Raw genomic sequence first — 19,122 nt, forward strand, 5'->3', positions numbered from 1 at the left:
CCAGCCTTGCATGAGACCGGAGACACTGATGACCGAAGCTTTTCTGTGTGATGCGATTCGTACCCCGATCGGCCGTTACGGCGGTGCGCTGTCCGGCGTGCGCGCCGACGACCTCGGCGCGGTGCCGCTCAAGGCGCTCGTCGAGCGCAACCGCGACGTCGACTGGACGGCGATCGACGACGTGATCTACGGCTGCGCGAACCAGGCCGGCGAGGACAACCGCAACGTCGCGCGCATGTCGGCGCTGCTCGCGGGCCTGCCGGAGGGCGTGCCGGGTTCGACGATCAACCGCCTGTGCGGTTCCGGGATGGACGCGGTCGGCGTGGCAGCACGCGCGATCAAGTCGGGCGAGGCCGCGCTGATGGTGGCCGGCGGTGTCGAAAGCATGACGCGCGCGCCGTTCGTGATGGGCAAGGCCGCCAGCGCGTTCGCGCGCCAGGCCGACATCTACGACACGACGATCGGCTGGCGTTTCGTCAATCCGCTGATGAAACAGCTGCATGGCGTGGATTCGATGCCGGAGACGGCCGAGAACGTCGCGGTCGACTACAACATCAGCCGCGCCGATCAGGATCTGTTCGCGCTGCGCAGCCAGCAGAAGGCCGCGCGTGCGCAGCAGGACGGCACGCTCGCCGAGGAAATCGTGTCGGTCACGATTCCGCAGAAGAAGGGCGATCCGGTTGTCTTTTCGCGTGACGAGCATCCGCGCGAAACGTCGCTCGAGACGCTCGCGAAGCTGAAGGGCGTCGTGCGTCCGGACGGCTCGGTGACGGCCGGCAACGCGTCGGGCGTCAACGACGGCGCCGCTGCGCTGCTGCTTGCGAACGAGGCTACCGCGAAGCGCTTCGGCCTGACGCCGCGCGCCCGCGTGCTCGGCATCGCGACGGCCGGCGTCGCGCCGCGCGTGATGGGCATCGGCCCCGCGCCGGCCACGCAGAAGCTGCTCGCGCGGCTCGGGATGACGATCGACCAGTTCGACGTGATCGAGCTGAACGAAGCGTTCGCATCGCAGGGTCTTGCGGTGCTGCGCATGCTCGGCGTCGCCGACGACGATCCTCGCGTGAACCCCAACGGCGGCGCGATCGCGCTCGGCCATCCGCTCGGCGCGTCGGGCGCGCGTCTGGTCACGACCGCGATGTACCAGCTGCATCGCACCAACGGCCGCTTCGCGCTGTGCACGATGTGCATCGGCGTCGGCCAGGGCATCGCGATCGCGATCGAACGCGTGTGATCGCGTGATGCGGTGAAGCGCGCGCGGCATGCGCGCCGCTTCACCGTACTCCCTTTTCGGATGATGTGGCCGCGCGCGATCTTCGTGCCGGCCACATCGTCATTCAGCGGGCGATTGTCGCGCGAGGCGCGCGGCGAGCGCGTCGATCTCGGTGTCCGCGAATACCTCGACGCCATGCTGGCGCAGCAGCGCCGCCGTCACGCCGGCGCCGGCATGCCGCCGACCCGCAAAACTCCCGTCGTAAATGAAACTGCTTCCGCACGACGGACTCCCGTCCGCCAGGATCGCGAAGCGGCAATCGTGCGCGCGTGCCAGCGCGAGCGCGGTCTGCGCACCGTCGACGAACTGCGCTGTCACGTCGGTACCGTGCACGTCGACGATGCGCGCGGCACCTGCCAGAACGCGTTGCCCCGATTCGCCGTTCGCGATTTCGGCGGGCGGACGCGGCACGCTCATGCCCCCTGCGAGTTCCGGACACACGGGCACCAGACGCCCTTCGCGCTGCCACCGTGCGAGCGTTTCGTGCGCGGCGGTCTTCGCCGAGCCGTTGTATCGGACGGGGTGTCCGAGCACGCACATGCTGACGAGGATCTTCGGCGTGGCCGGCGGCTGCGGCGCGTTCTGCAATGTCGTTCTCCGTGTTGGCGGTGTTGAGCGAACGGAAATACGTTCGAATGCCGGTTGAATGAAGCCGATCAGGCTGAATCGTTTTGCTGCGTGCAACGGCCGTCTGGATTGGTGCGTCGCTTGACGTTATCGCGTAACGCAGTCGGACTGCATCCGCCAAGCGCCGGACGCGATTATCGCGGGATTTCGCGGGATTATTTGATCGAAATCATCCTGAAGACCGAATTCGATATTTTACGCGCATCCAGATTAAGGTTTTTCCGGAAATTGCCGACAGTTAGATCGAGACCGTCGTGAAGCGATAAACCGTTTTTCGGCTACTGAGCGTGATTTTCGCGCCGCGCGGGTCCTGCGTCCGGATCCGCTTTTCGGAGCCCTGCATGCGCAACAACCAGCCTGTCACCCAACAAGAATTCGAATTCCCCGACGACGTCACGCTGATGTCGACCACCGATGCCGACAGCATCATCACGTACGCGAACACCACGTTCGCGCATGTGAGCGGCTTCTCGACCGACGAACTCGTCGGCCAGCCGCACAACGTCGTGCGGCACCCGGACATGCCGAAGGAGGCGTTCGCCGACATGTGGGCGACGCTGAAGAACGGCGAACCGTGGACGGCACTCGTGAAGAACCGCCGCAAGAACGGCGACCACTACTGGGTGCGCGCGAACGCGGTGCCCGTGATGCGCAACGGCGCGCCGCATGGCTATATGTCGGTGCGCACCCGGGCGCCGCGCGACGAGATCGCGGCGGCCGATGCGCTGTATCGCGCGTTCCGCGAAGGCAAGGCGGGCCAGCGCCGTTTCCACAAGGGCTTGGTCGTCCGGACCGGGCTGCTGCGCATCGCGTCGCTGCCGCAGACGATGTCGGTGCGCGCACGCGTTCATGCGGCGCTGTGCGTGCTGGCTCCGGCTGTCGTCGGTGCGGCCTGGGCCTGTGGGCTGACCGGTGGCGGCCTCGCGGCGTTTGCGGCCGCGACGGCCGGCGTGTCGGTGGCGGCCGGGTTGTGGCTCGATGCGCAGATCGTGCGTCCGCTGAAGCAACTGCACGACCAGGCGCTGAACGTGGCGACCGGCGAAAGCCGGCGCGGCGTGCGGATGAACCGGGTCGACGAGATCGGCATGACGCTACGCACGATCAACCAGCTCGGGCTGATGTTCCGCTGGCTCGTCGACGACGTCAGCGAGCAGGTGCACAACGTGCAGCGCGCGAGCAACGAGATCGCCCAGGGCAACAACGACCTGAGCGCGCGCACCGAACAGGCCGCGTCGAGCGTGCAGGAGACGGCCGCATCGATGGCCGAGATGACGGCCACCGTCGACAGCAATGCGGAGACCGCGCTGCAGGCGAACCGCTTTGCGGTGTCGGCGAGCGACGCGGCCGAGCGCGGCGGGCAGGCGGTGAGCGAGGTCGTCACGACGATGCGCGACATCACCGACAGCTCGCGCAAGATCGCCGACATCATCGGCGTGATCGACGGGATCGCGTTCCAGACCAACATCCTCGCGCTGAACGCGGCAGTCGAAGCGGCACGCGCGGGCGAACAGGGGCGCGGTTTCGCGGTGGTTGCCGGCGAGGTGAGGGCGCTCGCGCAGCGCAGCGCGAACGCGGCGAAGGAAATCAAGACGTTGATCGGCGCGAGCGTCGACCGGGTCGAGTCGGGTGCCCGGCGGGTCGACGATGCGGGCAGGACGATGGAGGACATCGTCACGCAGGTGAAGCGGGTGTCGGATCTGATCGCGGAAATCAGTTCGTCGACGGCCGAGCAGAGCACCGGCGTCGCGCAGGTCGACCAGGCGGTCGTGCATCTGGACAACATCACCCAGCAGAACGCGGCACTCGTCGAACAAAGCGCGGCGGCGTCGGAAAGCCTCAAGCAACAGGCGACGCGGCTGGTGGATGCGGTGAACGTGTTTCGGTAATCGTCGGCGGCGAATCTCCGGGTTTCCGATTTGACGAGATTCGAATGGGTATCGGATAAAAATGGATTTTTTGATTCACGTATAAACAAAGTGTTCGGCTGAATCAAGATGATGCAAATCTAATACATATTTACCCGTGCCCGGCATAATGTTTTCGTCAGATTTGCCGAAAGCGCAGGAGTGTGATCGAACGCATGCGGGCCGACCGCGCTGCGTACGGTCTCGATCCCATCCACAAGCGGACGCAAGATCCGCAACCCGGAACTCCACACCATGCGCAATAACCAGCCTGTCACGCAACGCGAATTCGAATTTCCCGACGACGCGACGCTGATGTCGACCACCGACGCGGACAGTTACATCAAGTACGCGAATGCCGCGTTCATCCAGGTCAGCGGATTTTCCCCGGAGGAGATCGAAGGTCAGCCGCACAACGTCGTGCGGCACCCGGACATGCCGAAGGAGGCGTTCGCCGACATGTGGGCGACGCTGAAGAACGGTGAACCGTGGACCGCACTCGTGAAGAACCGCCGCAAGAACGGCGATCACTACTGGGTGCGCTCGAATACGGTGCCGGTGATGCGCAACGGGCAGCCGACGGGTTACATGTCGGTGCGCACGAAGGCGTCGCGCGACGAGATCGCGGCGGCCGACGCGCTGTATCGCGCGTTCCGCGAAGGCAAGGCCGGCAACCGCCGTTTCCACAAGGGGCTGATCGTCCGGACCGGGCTGATGCGCGTCGCGTCGCTGTTCCAGACGATGTCGGTACGGGCGCGACTGCATTCGACGCTGTGCATGCTCGCGCCGGCCGTCGTCGGCGCGGGCTGGGCCTGCGGGCTGACTGGCGGCGGGCTGGCCGTGTTTGCGGCGGCGACGGCCGGCGTATCGGTTGCGGCCGGAATGTGGCTCGACGCGCAGATCGCGCGACCGCTGATGCAGTTGCGCGATCAGGCGTTGCGCGTCGCGACCGGCGAGAGCCGCACCGGCGTCGCGATGAACCGCGTCGACGAGATCGGCATGACGCTGCGCACGATCAACCAGCTCGGGCTGATGTTCCGCTGGCTCGTCGACGACGTCAGCGAGCAGGTGCACAACGTGCAGCGCGCGAGCAACGAGATCGCGCAAGGCAACAACGACCTGAGCGCGCGTACCGAACAGGCGTCGACCAGCGTGCAGCAGACGGCCGCGTCGATGGCCGAGATGACGGCCACGGTGTCGAGCAATGCGGAGACGGCGCTGCAGGCGAACCAGTTGTCGGTGTCCGCGAGCGATGCAGCCGAGCGCGGCGGGCAGGCGGTGAGCGAAGTCGTCGCGACGATGAACGACATCACGGCGAGCTCGCGCAAGATTTCCGACATCATCGGCGTGATCGACGGGATCGCGTTCCAGACCAACATTCTCGCGCTGAACGCGGCGGTCGAAGCGGCGCGCGCGGGCGATCAGGGGCGCGGTTTCGCGGTGGTCGCGGGCGAGGTACGGGCGCTCGCGCAGCGCAGCGCGAACGCGGCGAAGGAAATCAAGACGTTGATCGGCGCGAGCGTCGACCGGGTCGAATCCGGCGCACGCATCGTTGATGGCGCCGGCAAGACGATGGAGGACATCGTCACGCAGGTGAAGCGGGTGTCGGACCTGATCGCGGAAATCAGCTCGTCGACGGCCGAGCAGAGCACCGGCGTCGCGCAGGTCGATCAGGCGGTCGTGCATCTGGACAACATCACGCAGCAGAACGCGGCGCTGGTCGAGCAAAGCACGGCGGCGTCGGAAAGCCTCAAGCAGCAGGCGACGCGGCTGGTGGATGCGGTGAACGTGTTTCGTTGAAAGCGGGGCGCGGGCTCGTCGCAGGAGCTGCCCGCGCATCGCCTCCTACCACGGCAAGGATCAAATCAGCGCCGGTTGCAGCGGCGCCCGGTGCTCGCGAACCTTGACGATCCGGTATTCGTTGCGAAGCCCTTCGTCGGTGATGATCTGCGTCTGACGCAGATCGACGATCAGCACGTCGCCCTTTCCGAAGCGCTCGCCGGCATCGACCTTCGCGATGAACTGTTCGTCGTCCAGTGCGGCAAAGAACGCCGACGTGCCGTCGTGCACGCGCCATGTGTTGCCGTCCTTGAACACGACGGATTCGAGCTTCAGCATCTTGAGCGCGATCGTGTCGGTGACTACTTCGCCGGGATCGTCGCTGCTCGCGAACGTATCGAGTTCGTCGCACTCGATCGAGAGTTCGACGGTGTCGTCGCGCACGATGCCGAAGCGGTCGATGCCGTCGCGTTCGAGCGGCGACAGCACTTTCTGCAGGTTCACGCGAATGGCCCGGTTCCGGTACAGCCGGACGATGGGTTCATCGACGACGAAGCATTCGTGCTCCGAGATCCAGATCCGGACGTTCGTCCCCTCCGGCTCGGTGCGATGCGGTTTGCGTCCGCGCAGCGTGCGGATGAGGCCGATCAGGCCGCCGCCTCCGACGATCCCCAGTGCGGCGAGGATCGCCAGCGCGTTGCTGAACGCATTGGCGTTCGGCCCCGCGAACAGATCGCGGATCTGGCTCGCGAGCGACTGGACGAAGATCAGTTCGGCGTGGAACGAGCCGGCCTTGAAGCTGCCCCTGACCTCGAGACGCACCTCGGAGTGCTCGCCATTGAGTTCCTTGTTCGCGCACGAGAACAGGTCGGCGATCGCGAGCAGCACCGGCGCGAGGTCGCGCACGTCCATCCGGTGCTCGCCGAGCGCGGGCCCGTCGTAGACGATGTTGAACGGCTGGTGATTGCTCGTGCCGCCGGGCTTTCCCGTCGAACCCGATGTTCTCGCGATCATGCGCGGGCTCCTTGCATGCAAGGAGCGACGCCCGGGCGAGCGGGAGGACGCAGTGCGGGGAGGGCGCGGGTCGGGCGGACGGGAGAAGGGTTCATGCGCGGGCAAACCGGAGCGGGGTGGAACGCTCAATCTAGCGGGTGGCAGCGCAACGAGAAATCAGACTGGGACGAAATTGCCGAACGGTATGACGTTCGGCCGACGCGGGATCGACATCGCGCACATGAAGCATGCCGACATCGCACGCGGGAAGGAGGCGACGCGGACACGGCGGAGAGGGGCACCGGCCCGCGTCGTGACCGCCCGGTTCCGGCCGGGCGGTCAGGGCCTGTCACGAACGCGGCAGGCCTCGAACCATCAGACGGCCAGGCAGAGGTACTTGATCACGACGTAGTCGTCGATGCCGTAGTGCGAGCCTTCGCGGCCGAGGCCCGACTGCTTGACGCCGCCGAACGGCGCGACTTCGTTCGAGATCAGGCCCGTGTTCACGCCGACCATCCCGTATTCGAGCGCTTCGGCGACCTTCCACACGCGGCCGATGTCGCGACTGAAGAAGTAGGCGGCCAGGCCGAACTCGGTGTCGTTCGCGAGGCGGATCACCTCGTCGTCGCTGCTGAACTTGAACAGCGGCGCGAGCGGCCCGAACGTCTCTTCCTTCGCGACCTTCATCGCCGGCGTGACGCCCGTCAGCACGGTCGGCTCGAAGAAGCCGTGGCCGAGCGCATGGCGCTTGCCGCCCGTCACGACGGTCGCGCCCTTCGCGAGCGCGTCCTCGATGTGCGCCTCGACCTTCAGCACGGCCGCTTCGTTGATCAGCGGACCCTGCGTGACGCCCGGCTCCGTGCCGCGACCGACCTTCAGCTGGCCGACCGCCGCCGCGAGCTTCTGCGCGAACTGGTCGTACACGGCTTCGTGCACGTAGAAGCGGTTCGTGCACACGCACGTCTGGCCGCTGTTGCGGTACTTCGATGCGATCGCGCCCTGCACGGCCGCATCGAGATCGGCATCGTCGAACACGATGAACGGTGCGTTGCCGCCGAGCTCCAGCGACACCTTCTTGACCGTCGCCGCGCATTGCGCCATCAGCAGGCGGCCGACCGGCGTCGAGCCGGTGAACGACAGCTTGCGCACGATCGGGTTCGACGTCAGCTCGCCGCCGATCGCCTTCGGGTCGCCCGTGACGACGCTGAACACGCCGGCCGGCACGCCCGCGCGCTCGGCCAGCACGGCCATCGCGAGCGCGGAGAACGGCGTCGCTTCGGCCGGCTTCACGACGATCGGGCAGCCTGCCGCGAGCGCGGGGCCGACCTTGCGGGTGATCATCGCCGCCGGGAAGTTCCACGGCGTGATCGCCGCGCACACGCCGATCGCTTCCTTCGTCACGACGATGCGCTTGTCGCTCGCCGGCGTCGGGATCGTGTCGCCGTACACGCGCTTGCCTTCTTCCGCGAACCACTCGAGGAACGATGCCGCATAGCCGATCTCGCCCTTCGCCTCGGCCAGCGACTTGCCCTGCTCGGTGGTCAGGATCAGCGCGAGGTCGTCGGCGTTTTCCATCATCAGGTCATGCCACTTGCGCAGGATCGCCGCGCGCTCCTTCGCGGTCTTCTTGCGCCACGCCGGCCATGCGGCGTTCGCGGCTTCGATCGCATGACGCGTCTCGGCCGTGCCCATCGCCGGCACGGTGCCGAGCAGGCCGCCGGTCGCCGGGTTGCGGACTTCGAACGACTCGCCGTTCGCCGCGCCTTGCCATTCGCCGTTGACGTACGCCTGCTGGCGGAACAGCGACGGGTCTTTCAGTGCCAGGGTTTCCTGAACCGTGCTCATATGAATAGCCTGCTTTGAAAAAGGACGGATGAAACGGCCGCCGCCGTCGTGAAGACGGCGGCGGCGCAATCAGTTGAAGTCGGCGGGAACTCAGGCCGGCACGCCGACCGTCTCCTTCAGCACTTCCTCGAGGATCACGAGCGCTTCGTCGAACACGGCCTGCGGAATCGTCAGCGGGAACAGGAAGCGCACGACGTTCGAGTACACGCCGCACACGAGCAGCAGCAGCCCGCGCTCGAGCGCACGCGCCTGCACGCGCTTCGTGAAGTCGGCGTCCGGCTCGCCCGAACCCGGCTTCAGGAACTCGACCGCGATCATCGCGCCCGGGCCGCGCACGTCGGCGATCTGCGGCACGTCGGCCTGCAGCGAATTCAGCTTCGCCTTCAGCACGTCGCCGAGTTGCGTCGCACGCTCGCACAGCTGCTCTTCGTCGATGATCTCGAGCACCGCGTGCGCCGACGCGACCGCCAGCGGGTTGCCCGCGTAGGTGCCGCCGAGGCCGCCGGGAGCCGCCGCATCCATCACGTCGGCACGGCCGACGACGCCCGACAGCGGCATGCCGCCCGCGAGGCTCTTCGCCATCGTGATCAGGTCGGCCAGCACGTCGTAGTGCTGCATCGCGAACAGCTTGCCGGTGCGGGCGAAGCCCGTTTGCACTTCGTCGGCGATCAGCAGGATGCCGTGTTCGTTACAGATCTTGCGCAGCGCGCGCACGAACTCGGCCGGCGCCGCGTAGAAGCCGCCTTCGCCCTGGACCGGTTCGAAGATGATCGCGGCGACGCGCTTCGGATCGATGTCGGCCTTGAACAGCATCTCGATCGCCTTGATCGAGTCGGCCGTCGTCACGCCGTGCAGCGTGTTCGGGTACGGGGCGTGGAACACGTCGCCCGGGAACGGGCCGAAGTTCAGCTTGTACGGGGCGACCTTGCCGGTCAGCGCCATGCCCATCATCGTGCGGCCGTGGAAGCCGCCCGAGAACGCGATGACACCCGGACGGCCGGTCGCGGCGCGTGCGATCTTGATCGCGTTCTCGACGGCTTCGGCGCCGGTCGTGAAGAAGGCGGTCTTTTTCTGGAAGTCGCCCGGCGCGCGTTCGTTGATCTTCTCGGCCAGCTCGACGTACGACGCGTACGGGACGATCTGGTAAGCGGTGTGCGTGAAGCTGTTCAGTTGCTCCGCGATCGCCTTGACGATCTTCGGGTGGCGATGGCCCGTGTTCAGCACCGCGATGCCGGCGGCGAAATCGATGAAGCGGCGGCCTTCGACATCCCACAGCTCCGCATTCTCGGCGCGGGCTGCGTAGAAATCACACATCACGCCGACGCCGCGCGGGGTGGCGGCGTTCTTGCGGGCCTGCAGGTCGGCATTCTTCACGGTCATCTCCTTGATGTCTGTCCGGTGGGATAAAAATCGGCCGCGTTGGCAGCCCATGGAGGCGACTATAATCACATTTGGCTCTGACAATCAGAGCCATTTCAATAAATAATCAGGAGCCAATCATGCGCGCAAGCGTGTTGTCGGACTGGCTGGCGCAGCGCCTCGTGCGCGGCGGCGAACAGCCGATCTACCGACAGCTGCATCGGCTGCTGCAGCAGGCGATCCTGTCGCGCGAACTGCCGGCCGGCACGCGCGTGCCGTCGTCGCGGCTGCTCGCGGCCGAGCTCGGGATCGCCCGCAACACGGTCACGCAGGTTTACGAACAGCTTGCGCTCGAAGGCTATGTGAACTCGGCCACGGGGCGCGGCACCTTCGTCGCCGACAGTGCGCCGGACGAGATCGTCGGCGCACCGCCCGATCCGGCCGCCGGCCCGGCGGTGGTGCCATCGCCGGCGCGGCGGCTGTCCGTGCGCGGCACGCGGCTCGTCGAAGGCGCGGGCGTGTCGAAACGACAGGGCGGCGCGTTCATGCCGGGCGTGCCCGATGTGTCGCGCTTTCCGGCGCGCGTGTGGACGCGGCTGCACAACAAGTACTGGCGGCGCCTGCGCCCGGACCTGCTGACCTACGCGCCGGGCGGCGGGCTCGCGCTGTTGCGCGAGGCGCTGGCCGACTACCTGCGTACGTCGCGCTCGGTGCGCTGCACGCCCGAGCAGATCGTGATCACGACCGGCATCCACCAGTCGATCGACCTCGCGGTGCGGCTCCTGACCGATCCGGGCGACGCCATCTGGACCGAGGATCCGTGCTACTGGGGCGTGCGCAGCGTGCTGAACGTGTCGGGGCTGACCACGCGGCCGATTCCGGTCGACGACGAGGGGATCGCGCCATCGGCCGCCGATCTTGCCGAGCCGCCGAAGCTGATGCTCGTCACGCCGTCGCACCAGTATCCGCTCGGGATGGTGATGAGCCTCGCGCGGCGGCGGATGCTGCTCGAATACGCGCGCCAGCACGGTTGCTGGATCATCGAGGACGACTACGACAGCGAATTCCGCTACGGCAGCCGGCCGCTCGCGTCGCTGCAGGGGCTCGATACGGCCGGGCAGGTGATCTACGTCGGCAGTTTCGGCAAGACGCTGTTCCCGGGGCTGCGGGTCGGCTATCTGGTCGCGCCGGAGCCGCTCGCGGAAAGCTTCGCGACCGCGAGCGCCGAGTTGTACCGCGAGGGTCAGCTGCTGCAGCAGGCCGTGCTCGCCGAGTTCATCGCGGAAGGGCACTTCGTGTCGCATATCCGCAAGATGCGCACGCTGTACGGGCAGCGCCGCGAGGTGCTGCTCGATGCGGTCGCGCGCCGCTACGGCGATACGCTGCACGCACTCGGCAGCGACGCCGGGCTGCATCTCGTCACGCGGCTGCCGGACGGGGTCGACGATCGCGCGGTCGCGCAGGCCGCGCTCGAACGCAATATCGTCGTGCGGCCGCTGTCCGGCTACTACGCGGAGCGCGAACGTGCGGCGTCGGGGTTGCTGCTCGGCTATGCGTGCGTGCCGGAAGACGAAATCGCGACGGCGTTCGCGACGCTCGCCGAGGCGATCGACGAGCGGGCGTTCGGCGAGATCGTTGCGCCGGCTTGACGGGGGCGTTGCGACGGCACTGTCGCGGCGTGGTGCGGGTTGTCGAGGCGAGGCCGGCGCCTGCGCCGCGCGGCGCGCCTCCGCTGGCTCAAAGCCGGATCAGCGCCGCGCCCGCGACCACCAGCGCGCATGCGGCGAGCCGCTGCGCGCCGGGCCGCTCGCGCATCACGAACCAGCCGATCGCGACCGCGAAGATCGAGCTCGTCTCGCGCAGCGCCGAAACCGTCGCGACCGGCAGGTGCCGGTACGCGAGGATCACGATTCCGTACGCGGCGAGCGAGATCGTGCCGGCGATCGCACCCTGCGTGAGCGCGGTGCGCGAACCGAGCACCGCGCGCGGGCCGCCGCGCAGCGCGCAGACCAGCACGAGCTGCGGCACGCTCCACAGCAGGTACACCCACGCGATGTAGCCGAGCGCGCTGCCGGACACGCGCGAACCGATCCCGTCGCAGATCGAATACGCGGCAATGAACACGCCGGTGAGCAGCGCATACGGCACGCCTTCCCCGGAGAACCTGAAGCCGCGCCGCAGCGCGAGCGACATGATGCCGAACGACACCAGCGCGATACCCGCGAAGCCGAACGGGGTTGGTTGCTCGTGCAGCGCCGCCAGCGCGAGCATCGACACGAGCAGCGGCGAGATCCCGCGCGCGATCGGATAGATCTGGCCGAACTCGCCGTGGCGGTACGCACGCGCGAGCGTGAAACAGTAGGCGACCTCGAGCGCGGCTGACGCGGCGATGTACGGCCACGCGGCCGGCGCCGGCGCGGGCAGCAGCGCGGCGCCGGCCGCGCCGAATGCGAGATACGGCAACGACATCGTGCCGAGCTGCACGAGCCGGTCCTCGCTGACATGGAGGAAGGCATTCCAGATGGCGTGCAGCAGCGCGGAGCACAGCACGAGGCCGATGAAGAGGTGATCCATGAGCGAAGATAGGGGCGGGAGCGGTGGGCGCCGTCAATTATGTGGGTATCGGGCGCGCTCGCGCGGAATTGTCGATAATGGAACGTTGTTATTCACCGGATGCCGACGATGACCGAAGCCACCCTTACCCCGCCCGCCGTTCCGCGCCTCACGAGCCTGTCGCACGGGGGCGGCTGCGGCTGCAAGATCGCGCCGGGCGTGCTGTCCGAGCTGCTGAAGCGGGCGACGCCGCCGGCGTTGTTCCCGGATCTGCTGGTCGGCACCGAGACCTCCGACGACGCGGCCGTCTACCGGCTGAACGACGAGCAGGCGATCGTCGCGACGACCGACTTCTTCATGCCGATCGTCGACGATCCGTTCGACTTCGGCCGCATCGCGGCGACCAACGCGCTGTCGGACGTCTACGCGATGGGCGGCAAGCCGATTCTCGCGCTCGCGCTGGTCGGGATGCCGATCAACGTGCTGCCGCACGAGACGATCGCGGCGATCCTGCGCGGCGGTGAATCGGTGTGCGCGGAGGCCGGCATTCCGGTCGCGGGCGGCCATTCGATCGATTCGGTCGAGCCGATCTACGGACTCGCGGCGATCGGCGTCGTGCATCCGTCGCGCGTGAAGCGCAACGCGGCCGCGCGCGCGGGCGACGTGCTCGTGCTCGGCAAGCCGCTCGGCGTCGGCGTGCTGTCGGCCGCGCTGAAGAAGAACCAGCTCGATGCCGCGGGCTACGCGCAGATGGTCGCGACGACCACCAAGCTGAACCGGCCGGGCGCCGAGCTCGCCGCGCTGCCCGGCGTGCATGCGCTGACCGACGTCACGGGCTTCGGGCTGCTCGGCCACACGCTGGAGCTCGCGCGCGGCGCGAACCTCACCGCCCGCGTGCATTACGCGTCGCTGCCGTGGCTCGCGGGCGTCGAGGCGTTCGTCGCCGACGGCGTGTTTACCGGTGCGTCGGGCCGCAACTGGGCCGCGTACGGCACCGACGTCCGGCTCGCCGACGGGCTGCCGCCCGTCGCGCAGGCGCTGCTGACCGATCCGCAGACGTCGGGCGGGCTGCTGGTCGCGTGTGCGCCGGAAGCGGTCGACGACGTGCTCGCCTGCTTCCGCGCCGACGGTTTCGACCGCGCGGCCGTGATCGGCGAGATGGTGGACGGGCCTTCGCGCGTCGACGTTGCCTGACGCCGCATTCATACCGCGGATCATTTTGACGTGGTTAGAATCGATGCCTTCCGTCGAAGGCATCGAGGACCGGTGAACGACTTCCTGTTCGGGCTGACGATCGCGTTGTCGGTCGGGCCCGTTGCGCTGCTTGGCGTGGCGGTTGTGCGAGCACGGCCAGCGTGTCGATAAACCGCATAGTATTCCTGATGTTCTTTCGTGTAGCGGACGCCGATTGCAGCGCAATTGCGCGCGAATTCCGACGATGCCGTCATGCGTTGCACGCGCATCGCACCGACACCGCAGCACCGCCCGCCGTTTCGTAGTCGGGTTCCGCATCGCGCAGGCGCGTTCTATACTCCCTCGCGCAGTCTCCGAGAGCCGTTCTCACCCAACATCCCCGAAACAAGGAACGCCGATGCTGACTCGCTCCATCCTTTCCGCCGCCGCATTCTCGCTCGCGGCCTGTGCGACCGCGCCGTCGATCGCGCAGGACAACCAGGGCAACAACGCGGGCAACGCCGCATTCGCCGAGACCGGTGCACAGGGCCGCCCGGTCAAGGTCATGATCATCACGATGTTCGGTCCGGAGGGCCAGGCGTGGCTCGACCGTATCGGCCCATGGCGCGACATCGCCGTGCCGGGCCTGTCGCCCGACTACCCGAACGTCCACTGCAACAAGCAGGACGTGTGCGTGGTCACGACCGGCATGGGCTATGCGAACGCGTCGGCGACGATCATGGCGCTCACGTTCTCGCAGCGCTTCGACCTGCGCCACACGTATTTCCTGATCTCGGGCATCGCGGGCGTCGACCCCGCGCAAGGCACGGTCGGCTCCGCCGCATGGTCGAAGTACCTGGTGGATTTCAGCTTGCAGTGGGAGCTCGATGCGCGTGAGATTCCGGCCGGCTGGAACACGGGCTTTCTCGGCATCAACACGAAGAGTCCGAACGACAAGCCGCCGCTCGACTACCGCACCGAAGTGTTCCAGCTCAACCCGCAGCTGACCGACGCCGCGTATGCGCTGTCGCGCAACGTCGTGCTCGCCGACAGCGCGCAGGCCCAGGCCGCGCGCGCGAAGTTCACGTATGCGCCGGCGAACCGGCCGCCGACGGTGATCCAGTGCGACACGTCATCGGGCAACACGTGGTTCTCGGGCACGCTGATCGGCGAGCGCGCGCGCCAGTGGACGAAGATTCTGACCGACGGCAAGGGCACCTACTGCATGACCGCGCAGGAAGACAACGCGACGTATGAAGCGCTCAAGCGCGCGGCGAGCGTGAAGCGGGTCGACCTGTCGCGCGTCGCGGTGCTGCGCACGGGGTCCGACTTCGACCGGCCGTATGCGGGGCAGACGAGCGCGGACAACCTGCTGAACTACGCGGACCAGGGCGGCTTCGCCCCGGCGACCGAGAACCTGTACCGCGCGGGCAATCCGCTCGTCCAGGATATCGTCACGCACTGGGGCGAGTGGCGTGACGGCGTGCCGCGCCGTTGACGGCAGTACGACGGCATCAGCGGGACGTCGACGTGGTGGTCAGTGCGACGACTGCGGCGCCGAACGGAACGGTGTCCAGACCGGCGTGGTGTCGTCCCAATGATCGAGCGGCGAAGGAAGTTGATCGTTCATCACAGGCTCCTGCAACTAACTAACTGACTGACTCATCGCGTGTTCGACAGCGATGTCACGACGCCGCGCACCGGATCATCCGCTGCGCGGCGTTGCACGTTTACCGGCCCCCGCCTGCGAGCTGGTTGCTTTCCGGCATGGAGCGATACGGGCCTTGCGCGAGTTCGAGCCCTTGCGGATACGAATTCGCCTTGCGCAGCCAGGCCAGCGTGCCGTCGCGGCGGGCCTGCGCGACTTCCGCGCTGACTTCGGCGCGGGTGCGCGGACCGTTGTTGTGTTGCGTGTACCACGACGCGTTGCCGTAGTCGCCGGCTTGCGGGGTGTTCGTATCGGCGAAGGCCGGTGCGGACACGGCGAGTGCGAGGGCGACGGCGGAGAGAAGGTGGCGGCGGTTCATGACGTAACTCCTGTGTTGGTCGGAGTTGGCGCGTGAGCGCTGGCTCCGGTCCCGTCAAACGGGGCTGTTCGATGCGCAACGAGGTGCGCGACAGGGTTTACTCTAGGTGCCCGCCCGGCTGCGATAAATGGCACTGCCGCGAATTGAATTGTCGTCAGCGCGGAACAATCGCATTCCACACGACCGTCAGGGTGGCGAACCGCGCCGCGCCCCCATGCCGCAAGGGCGACAGCGGCGCGACGCGTATCGCGCGTTGGCTGATGCGATTGTCTTCGCCGGCGCAAAGGTCTCTTCTGCGCCGCGCATCGAATGGCTCGCCCGTCAGACCGCTTCGATCCGGTAGCCGAGCGTGTAGACGGCACTGAGACGCACGCCGTTCGACGGCTGAAGCGTGAGTTTCGTGCGCAGTCGGTAGATGTGCGTGTCGAGGCTGCGGGACGCGCCGGCCATGTCGCGTCCCCATAGCGAACGGATCAGCGCTTCGCGCGGCATGATGCGGCCGAAATGGCGAAACAGCAGGACGGCGAGTTCGAATTCGCGCGGCGTCAGCTTGACCGGGGTGCCGTGCACCCATATCTCACGCGCCTTCGTATCGATCCGGTAGATGCCGATGTCCAGCACGTCCTGCTGGATATCGCGGCCCTGATAGGCCCGGCGCAGCAATGCGTTGATGCGCGCCAGCAATTCGAAATGATTGATCGGCTTGATCATGTAGTCGTCGGCGCCCGCATTGATTGCGGAAAAAATCTCGTTTTCGTGCGCGCGGATCGTCAGGAACAGGATCGGTAGCGTGCCGCCGATCCGTTCGCGTGCCCATTTGAGCACTTCGAAGCCGGACAGGCCCGGTACCTCCCAGTCCAGGATCAGCAGATCGACGACCGTGCGCTCGAGATGGCGGATCGCCTCATGACCGTTGCCGACGGAATGCACGCTGTGTCCCGCCTCTCCCAGTATCGAATTGATGAGTTCGACATACGTCGTGTCGTCCTCGAGATATAGAACGTGCATGGTGGGTGCACCTATTTGTCGCGTGTGGTGATATCGAGCCGGACGCAACGCGGATAAGGCGGAATTCGCGCCCAGCTTGGCGCCGGATGTCGGCCGGCGATCCGCGGCGCATGTTCGCATGGGTCCCATTCGGGAAATTGTCAACAATTCTGAACGCGGCAGCCATGAACATGGAAGCTGCGGATTGAGTGTCGTAGCATTTTAGTAATCCAAATCAATGGGATTTTGGAGGAAGTGCTCGGGGAGGAAAGTCATGCTGGTGTACAAGTCGTTCATGGAAAAGAAGGCGCTGCTCGAGGAGCAACTGGTTCGGGAGCGACTCGCGATTGCGACCATGGTGTTGCTCGAAATCCGGCAGTGCATCGAGGAATTCGGATTCGGCGTCAAGGACGTGTTTCCCGCCCATGGCGGTGCGTCGGGGAAGCGGCGACGGGTGAAATACTTCAACCCGGAAACGGGGCAGGCCTGGTCGGGAGTGGGGCGGGAACCGGTATGGTTGCGGGGGCAGGATCGAGACCGGTTTCTGATCGACGCGGAATCGCATGAACAACCTGAAGATGAGGAATCCTGATCGTGAAGTCGATAAAAAATCGTCGAATTGCCATCGAGGGTGCCCCCGCCGCGTGCCGTTTCGATGCGGCCGAAAATCGTTGGCAATTCAACGCCCGGGGGCGGAGATCGGCCGCACGATCGGCGGAACCTGGCCGAAAATGGAACCGGTTCCATTCGAGATTACAATTTCATTATATCAGTTCTCGCAACGGTTCCCCGATCTGCCGCTCGTGGCGTTCAGGAAGGGGGCGTCCATGATCGGGGACGTGAACCAGCCGGACGGCGGGGACCTCGTGCCCGAGCGCATTTGCGTCGGCGTCGGCGTGACGCGCGAGATCATCGAAGTGTGTGCTTCGTCGATGCGACTCGTCTTCGGCTACCGGAACGAGACGTTCGGCATCGAATCGTTGACCGATGCGATTGCCGAGTGGTCACCGGCGCTCGTGGTGGTGGAATCGGCCGGTGGCTACGAGTGCGCAGCGGCGTGCGCGCTGCTGGCGGCACGCTTGCCCGTGGCGGTCGTCCATCTGCATCAGGCCCGCGCGTTCATCGCGCGATCGCTCGACTTGCCGCTCGAGGGGAAAGGGGCCCATGCGCGAATGATGACGGAACTGGCGTGCATACTCGATGACGCGCCGTCGAGCGCCCGGTTTGCCGAGCCGCTTGCCGATCCGCAACTGCAGCATGTCCAGGCGCTGGTGCAGCGCCGGCGGCAACTCGCGCGCACGCTGATGGCGGAATACCAGCTTCTGGCTCGATGCCACCCGAGCGTACGCGGCGGGATCGAGCAGACCATTGCGTTCCTCAGCAACCAGATCGGCGTGGTCGAACGTCACTGTGGACGGCAGGTGCGCGGGCAACGCGTCGGCGCGGCGAGGGCGCTCGCGCGGGTGGTGAGGCGCTCCGGCCGCGCCGCGCGCTCGTCAGGCCGGGGAGCGTGCGGATGAAGCGTCACGGGCGAGCGGAGCGCTTGCCCCGCCGTTGCCCTTTACGCGACCCACTCGTTGATGACCGGCGTGTCGAGCACCGGCGCGCGCTCGGCTTCCTCGAACGTGCGCTTGCTGCACGTCGCGTCGAGGCTGCCCTTGCCGCTCAGCAGCGGGCAGCGGTCGAACACTTCGGCGATCCAGTCGACGAATACGCGCACCTTCGGCGACAGGTGCCGGCTGTGCGGATACACGACCGAGATCGGCATCGGCAGCGGCTTCAGGCCGGGCAGCACTTCCTTGAGCCGGCCGTCGCGCAGGTGCGGCAGCACCATGAACAGCGGCGGCTGGACCAGCCCGAAGCCTTCGAGCCCGCACGTCACGTACGCGTCGGCGTCGTTGACCGACACGATCGCGTTCATCTTGACCTCGACTTCCTTGCCGTCGGTCAGGAACGTCCAGTCGATCGTGCGGCCCGTGCGGCTCGAGAAGTAATTGACGGCCTTGTGATCGCTCAGGTCCTCGATCGTCTGTGGTTCGCCGTACTTCTCCAGATACGCGGGTGCCGCGACCGAAACGCATTCGAACAGGCCGACGCGGCGCGCGACGAGCGACGAGTCCTGCAGCGCACCGACGCGGATCACGCAGTCGACGCCTTCCTGCAGCAGGTCGACCGGCCGGTCGGACAGGCCGAGCTGCAGATCGATGTCCGGGTAGCGCGTATGGAATTCGCACAGTGACGGGATCACGAGCAGCCGCCCGATCGAGCCCGGCATGTCGATACGCAACTTTCCGTGCGGCTTGCGGTTGTTCGCCTGGAAGCTTGCTTCGGTTTCCTCGACATCGGCGAGGATCCGCACGCACCGTTCGTAGTACGCGGCGCCGTCCGGCGTGAGCGACAGCCGGCGTGTGGTCCGGTGCATCAGGCGCACGCCGAGGAATGCTTCGAGATTCTGGATGATCGTCGTGACGGACGCCCGCGGCAGGCTGAGCGTTTCTGCTGCCTTGGTGAAGCTGCTTGTATCGACGACGCGAGTAAACACCTGCATGGCCTGAAGCCGGTCCATCACAACCTCCGCAATCTAATGAGCCACCGGAACAACAAG

Annotated in this window: 16 protein-coding genes; 8 read left to right on the forward strand and 8 right to left on the reverse strand. The window is 66.7% G+C overall.

The window, feature by feature from the left end:
* The first annotated feature begins 28 nt into the window (after window positions 1-28).
* Window positions 29-1,231: a 3-oxoadipyl-CoA thiolase gene (gene pcaF / locus ACVK00_RS06775; RefSeq protein ID WP_284894230.1), complete on the forward strand. Its 1,203-nt coding sequence runs from the start codon at window positions 29-31 to the stop codon at window positions 1,229-1,231.
* Between the two features lie 99 nt (window positions 1,232-1,330).
* Here pcaF and ACVK00_RS06780 read toward each other — a convergent pair whose 3' ends face one another.
* The gene (locus ACVK00_RS06780; RefSeq protein WP_435521283.1) at window positions 1,331-1,810 is read right to left on the reverse strand and encodes a DUF523 domain-containing protein; all 480 of its coding nucleotides are present in this window, start codon (window positions 1,808-1,810) and stop codon (window positions 1,331-1,333) included.
* 428 nt (window positions 1,811-2,238) lie between these two features.
* On the opposite strand from ACVK00_RS06780, the gene ACVK00_RS06785 reads away from it, so the two are divergent.
* Both ACVK00_RS06785 and ACVK00_RS06790 read left to right on the forward strand, forming a co-directional pair.
* Window positions 2,239-3,783, forward strand: a complete 1,545-nt coding sequence (locus ACVK00_RS06785; protein WP_284894232.1) for a methyl-accepting chemotaxis protein — start codon at window positions 2,239-2,241, stop codon at window positions 3,781-3,783.
* A 273-nt stretch (window positions 3,784-4,056) separates the two neighbouring features.
* Window positions 4,057-5,601: a methyl-accepting chemotaxis protein gene (locus ACVK00_RS06790; RefSeq protein ID WP_284894233.1), complete on the forward strand. Its 1,545-nt coding sequence runs from the start codon at window positions 4,057-4,059 to the stop codon at window positions 5,599-5,601.
* Between the two features lie 60 nt (window positions 5,602-5,661).
* Here ACVK00_RS06790 and ACVK00_RS06795 read toward each other — a convergent pair whose 3' ends face one another.
* The 3 genes from ACVK00_RS06795 to ACVK00_RS06805 form a co-directional block, all read right to left on the reverse strand.
* Window positions 5,662-6,594 carry a hypothetical protein gene (locus ACVK00_RS06795; protein ID WP_284894235.1) on the reverse strand — a complete coding sequence of 311 codons (933 nt, stop codon included), beginning with the start codon at window positions 6,592-6,594 and terminating at the stop codon, window positions 5,662-5,664.
* A 354-nt stretch (window positions 6,595-6,948) separates the two neighbouring features.
* On the reverse strand, window positions 6,949-8,418 hold the full coding sequence (gene gabD / locus ACVK00_RS06800) for an NADP-dependent succinate-semialdehyde dehydrogenase (protein WP_166721251.1): 1,470 nt from the start codon (window positions 8,416-8,418) through the stop codon (window positions 6,949-6,951).
* A gap of 90 nt (window positions 8,419-8,508) precedes the next feature.
* A complete protein-coding gene (locus tag ACVK00_RS06805; RefSeq protein ID WP_284894236.1) occupies window positions 8,509-9,798 on the reverse strand; it encodes a 4-aminobutyrate--2-oxoglutarate transaminase in 1,290 nt (429 codons plus the stop codon).
* A 119-nt stretch (window positions 9,799-9,917) separates the two neighbouring features.
* Between ACVK00_RS06805 and pdxR the strand changes: the two genes are divergently transcribed.
* Window positions 9,918-11,426, forward strand: a complete 1,509-nt coding sequence (gene pdxR / locus ACVK00_RS06810) for a MocR-like pyridoxine biosynthesis transcription factor PdxR (RefSeq protein WP_284894237.1) — start codon at window positions 9,918-9,920, stop codon at window positions 11,424-11,426.
* An 88-nt stretch (window positions 11,427-11,514) separates the two neighbouring features.
* Here the strand turns inward: pdxR and ACVK00_RS06815 are convergent, their stop codons facing one another.
* Window positions 11,515-12,351, reverse strand: a complete 837-nt coding sequence (locus ACVK00_RS06815) for a DMT family transporter (RefSeq protein WP_284894238.1) — start codon at window positions 12,349-12,351, stop codon at window positions 11,515-11,517.
* 108 nt (window positions 12,352-12,459) lie between these two features.
* On the opposite strand from ACVK00_RS06815, the gene selD reads away from it, so the two are divergent.
* Window positions 12,460-13,524 carry a selenide, water dikinase SelD gene (selD, locus tag ACVK00_RS06820; RefSeq protein WP_012366916.1) on the forward strand — a complete coding sequence of 355 codons (1,065 nt, stop codon included), beginning with the start codon at window positions 12,460-12,462 and terminating at the stop codon, window positions 13,522-13,524.
* A 397-nt stretch (window positions 13,525-13,921) separates the two neighbouring features.
* On the forward strand, window positions 13,922-15,001 hold the full coding sequence (locus tag ACVK00_RS06825; protein ID WP_228908466.1) for a purine-nucleoside phosphorylase: 1,080 nt from the start codon (window positions 13,922-13,924) through the stop codon (window positions 14,999-15,001).
* 232 nt (window positions 15,002-15,233) lie between these two features.
* Here ACVK00_RS06825 and ACVK00_RS06830 read toward each other — a convergent pair whose 3' ends face one another.
* Entirely contained in the window at window positions 15,234-15,530 is a 297-nt protein-coding gene (locus ACVK00_RS06830) for a DUF4148 domain-containing protein (protein ID WP_166721244.1), read from the reverse strand.
* Window positions 15,531-15,851: 321 nt separating this feature from the next.
* Window positions 15,852-16,658, reverse strand: coding sequence for a response regulator transcription factor (locus tag ACVK00_RS06835; protein WP_456826944.1), 807 nt, complete (start codon window positions 16,656-16,658; stop codon window positions 15,852-15,854).
* 133 nt (window positions 16,659-16,791) lie between these two features.
* Here ACVK00_RS06835 and ACVK00_RS06840 point away from each other — a divergent pair, with 133 nt between their 5' ends.
* Together ACVK00_RS06840 and ACVK00_RS06845 are read left to right on the forward strand one after the other, a co-directional pair.
* A complete protein-coding gene (locus ACVK00_RS06840; RefSeq protein WP_228908464.1) occupies window positions 16,792-17,109 on the forward strand; it encodes an H-NS histone family protein in 318 nt (105 codons plus the stop codon).
* Entirely contained in the window at window positions 17,081-18,037 is a 957-nt protein-coding gene (locus tag ACVK00_RS06845) for a hypothetical protein (protein ID WP_284894242.1), read from the forward strand. Before ACVK00_RS06840 ends, ACVK00_RS06845 begins: the two co-directional genes overlap by 29 nt.
* A gap of 41 nt (window positions 18,038-18,078) precedes the next feature.
* Here the strand turns inward: ACVK00_RS06845 and ceoR are convergent, their stop codons facing one another.
* Entirely contained in the window at window positions 18,079-19,083 is a 1,005-nt protein-coding gene (ceoR, locus tag ACVK00_RS06850) for a putative multidrug efflux transcriptional regulator CeoR (protein ID WP_284894243.1), read from the reverse strand.
* Window positions 19,084-19,122 lie beyond the last annotated feature (39 nt).

The sequence above is a fragment of the Burkholderia sp. PvR073 genome (assembly GCF_054055695.1).

Coding starts and splice junctions, on each gene's coding strand:
- ACVK00_RS06790 (WP_284894233.1), top strand. CDS start 4,057: ATGCGCAATAACCAGCCTGTCACGCAACGCGAATTCGAATTTCCCGAC.
- ceoR (WP_284894243.1), bottom strand. CDS start 19,083: ATGGACCGGCTTCAGGCCATGCAGGTGTTTACTCGCGTCGTCGATACA.
- ACVK00_RS06825 (WP_228908466.1), top strand. CDS start 13,922: ATGCTGACTCGCTCCATCCTTTCCGCCGCCGCATTCTCGCTCGCGGCC.
- pcaF (WP_284894230.1), top strand. CDS start 29: ATGACCGAAGCTTTTCTGTGTGATGCGATTCGTACCCCGATCGGCCGT.
- selD (WP_012366916.1), top strand. CDS start 12,460: ATGACCGAAGCCACCCTTACCCCGCCCGCCGTTCCGCGCCTCACGAGC.
- ACVK00_RS06795 (WP_284894235.1), bottom strand. CDS start 6,594: ATGATCGCGAGAACATCGGGTTCGACGGGAAAGCCCGGCGGCACGAGC.
- ACVK00_RS06805 (WP_284894236.1), bottom strand. CDS start 9,798: ATGACCGTGAAGAATGCCGACCTGCAGGCCCGCAAGAACGCCGCCACC.
- ACVK00_RS06815 (WP_284894238.1), bottom strand. CDS start 12,351: ATGGATCACCTCTTCATCGGCCTCGTGCTGTGCTCCGCGCTGCTGCAC.
- ACVK00_RS06835 (WP_456826944.1), bottom strand. CDS start 16,658: ATGCGAACATGCGCCGCGGATCGCCGGCCGACATCCGGCGCCAAGCTG.
- ACVK00_RS06830 (WP_166721244.1), bottom strand. CDS start 15,530: ATGAACCGCCGCCACCTTCTCTCCGCCGTCGCCCTCGCACTCGCCGTG.
- ACVK00_RS06780 (WP_435521283.1), bottom strand. CDS start 1,810: ATGTGCGTGCTCGGACACCCCGTCCGATACAACGGCTCGGCGAAGACC.
- pdxR (WP_284894237.1), top strand. CDS start 9,918: ATGCGCGCAAGCGTGTTGTCGGACTGGCTGGCGCAGCGCCTCGTGCGC.
- ACVK00_RS06840 (WP_228908464.1), top strand. CDS start 16,792: ATGCTGGTGTACAAGTCGTTCATGGAAAAGAAGGCGCTGCTCGAGGAG.
- gabD (WP_166721251.1), bottom strand. CDS start 8,418: ATGAGCACGGTTCAGGAAACCCTGGCACTGAAAGACCCGTCGCTGTTC.
- ACVK00_RS06845 (WP_284894242.1), top strand. CDS start 17,081: ATGAACAACCTGAAGATGAGGAATCCTGATCGTGAAGTCGATAAAAAA.
- ACVK00_RS06785 (WP_284894232.1), top strand. CDS start 2,239: ATGCGCAACAACCAGCCTGTCACCCAACAAGAATTCGAATTCCCCGAC.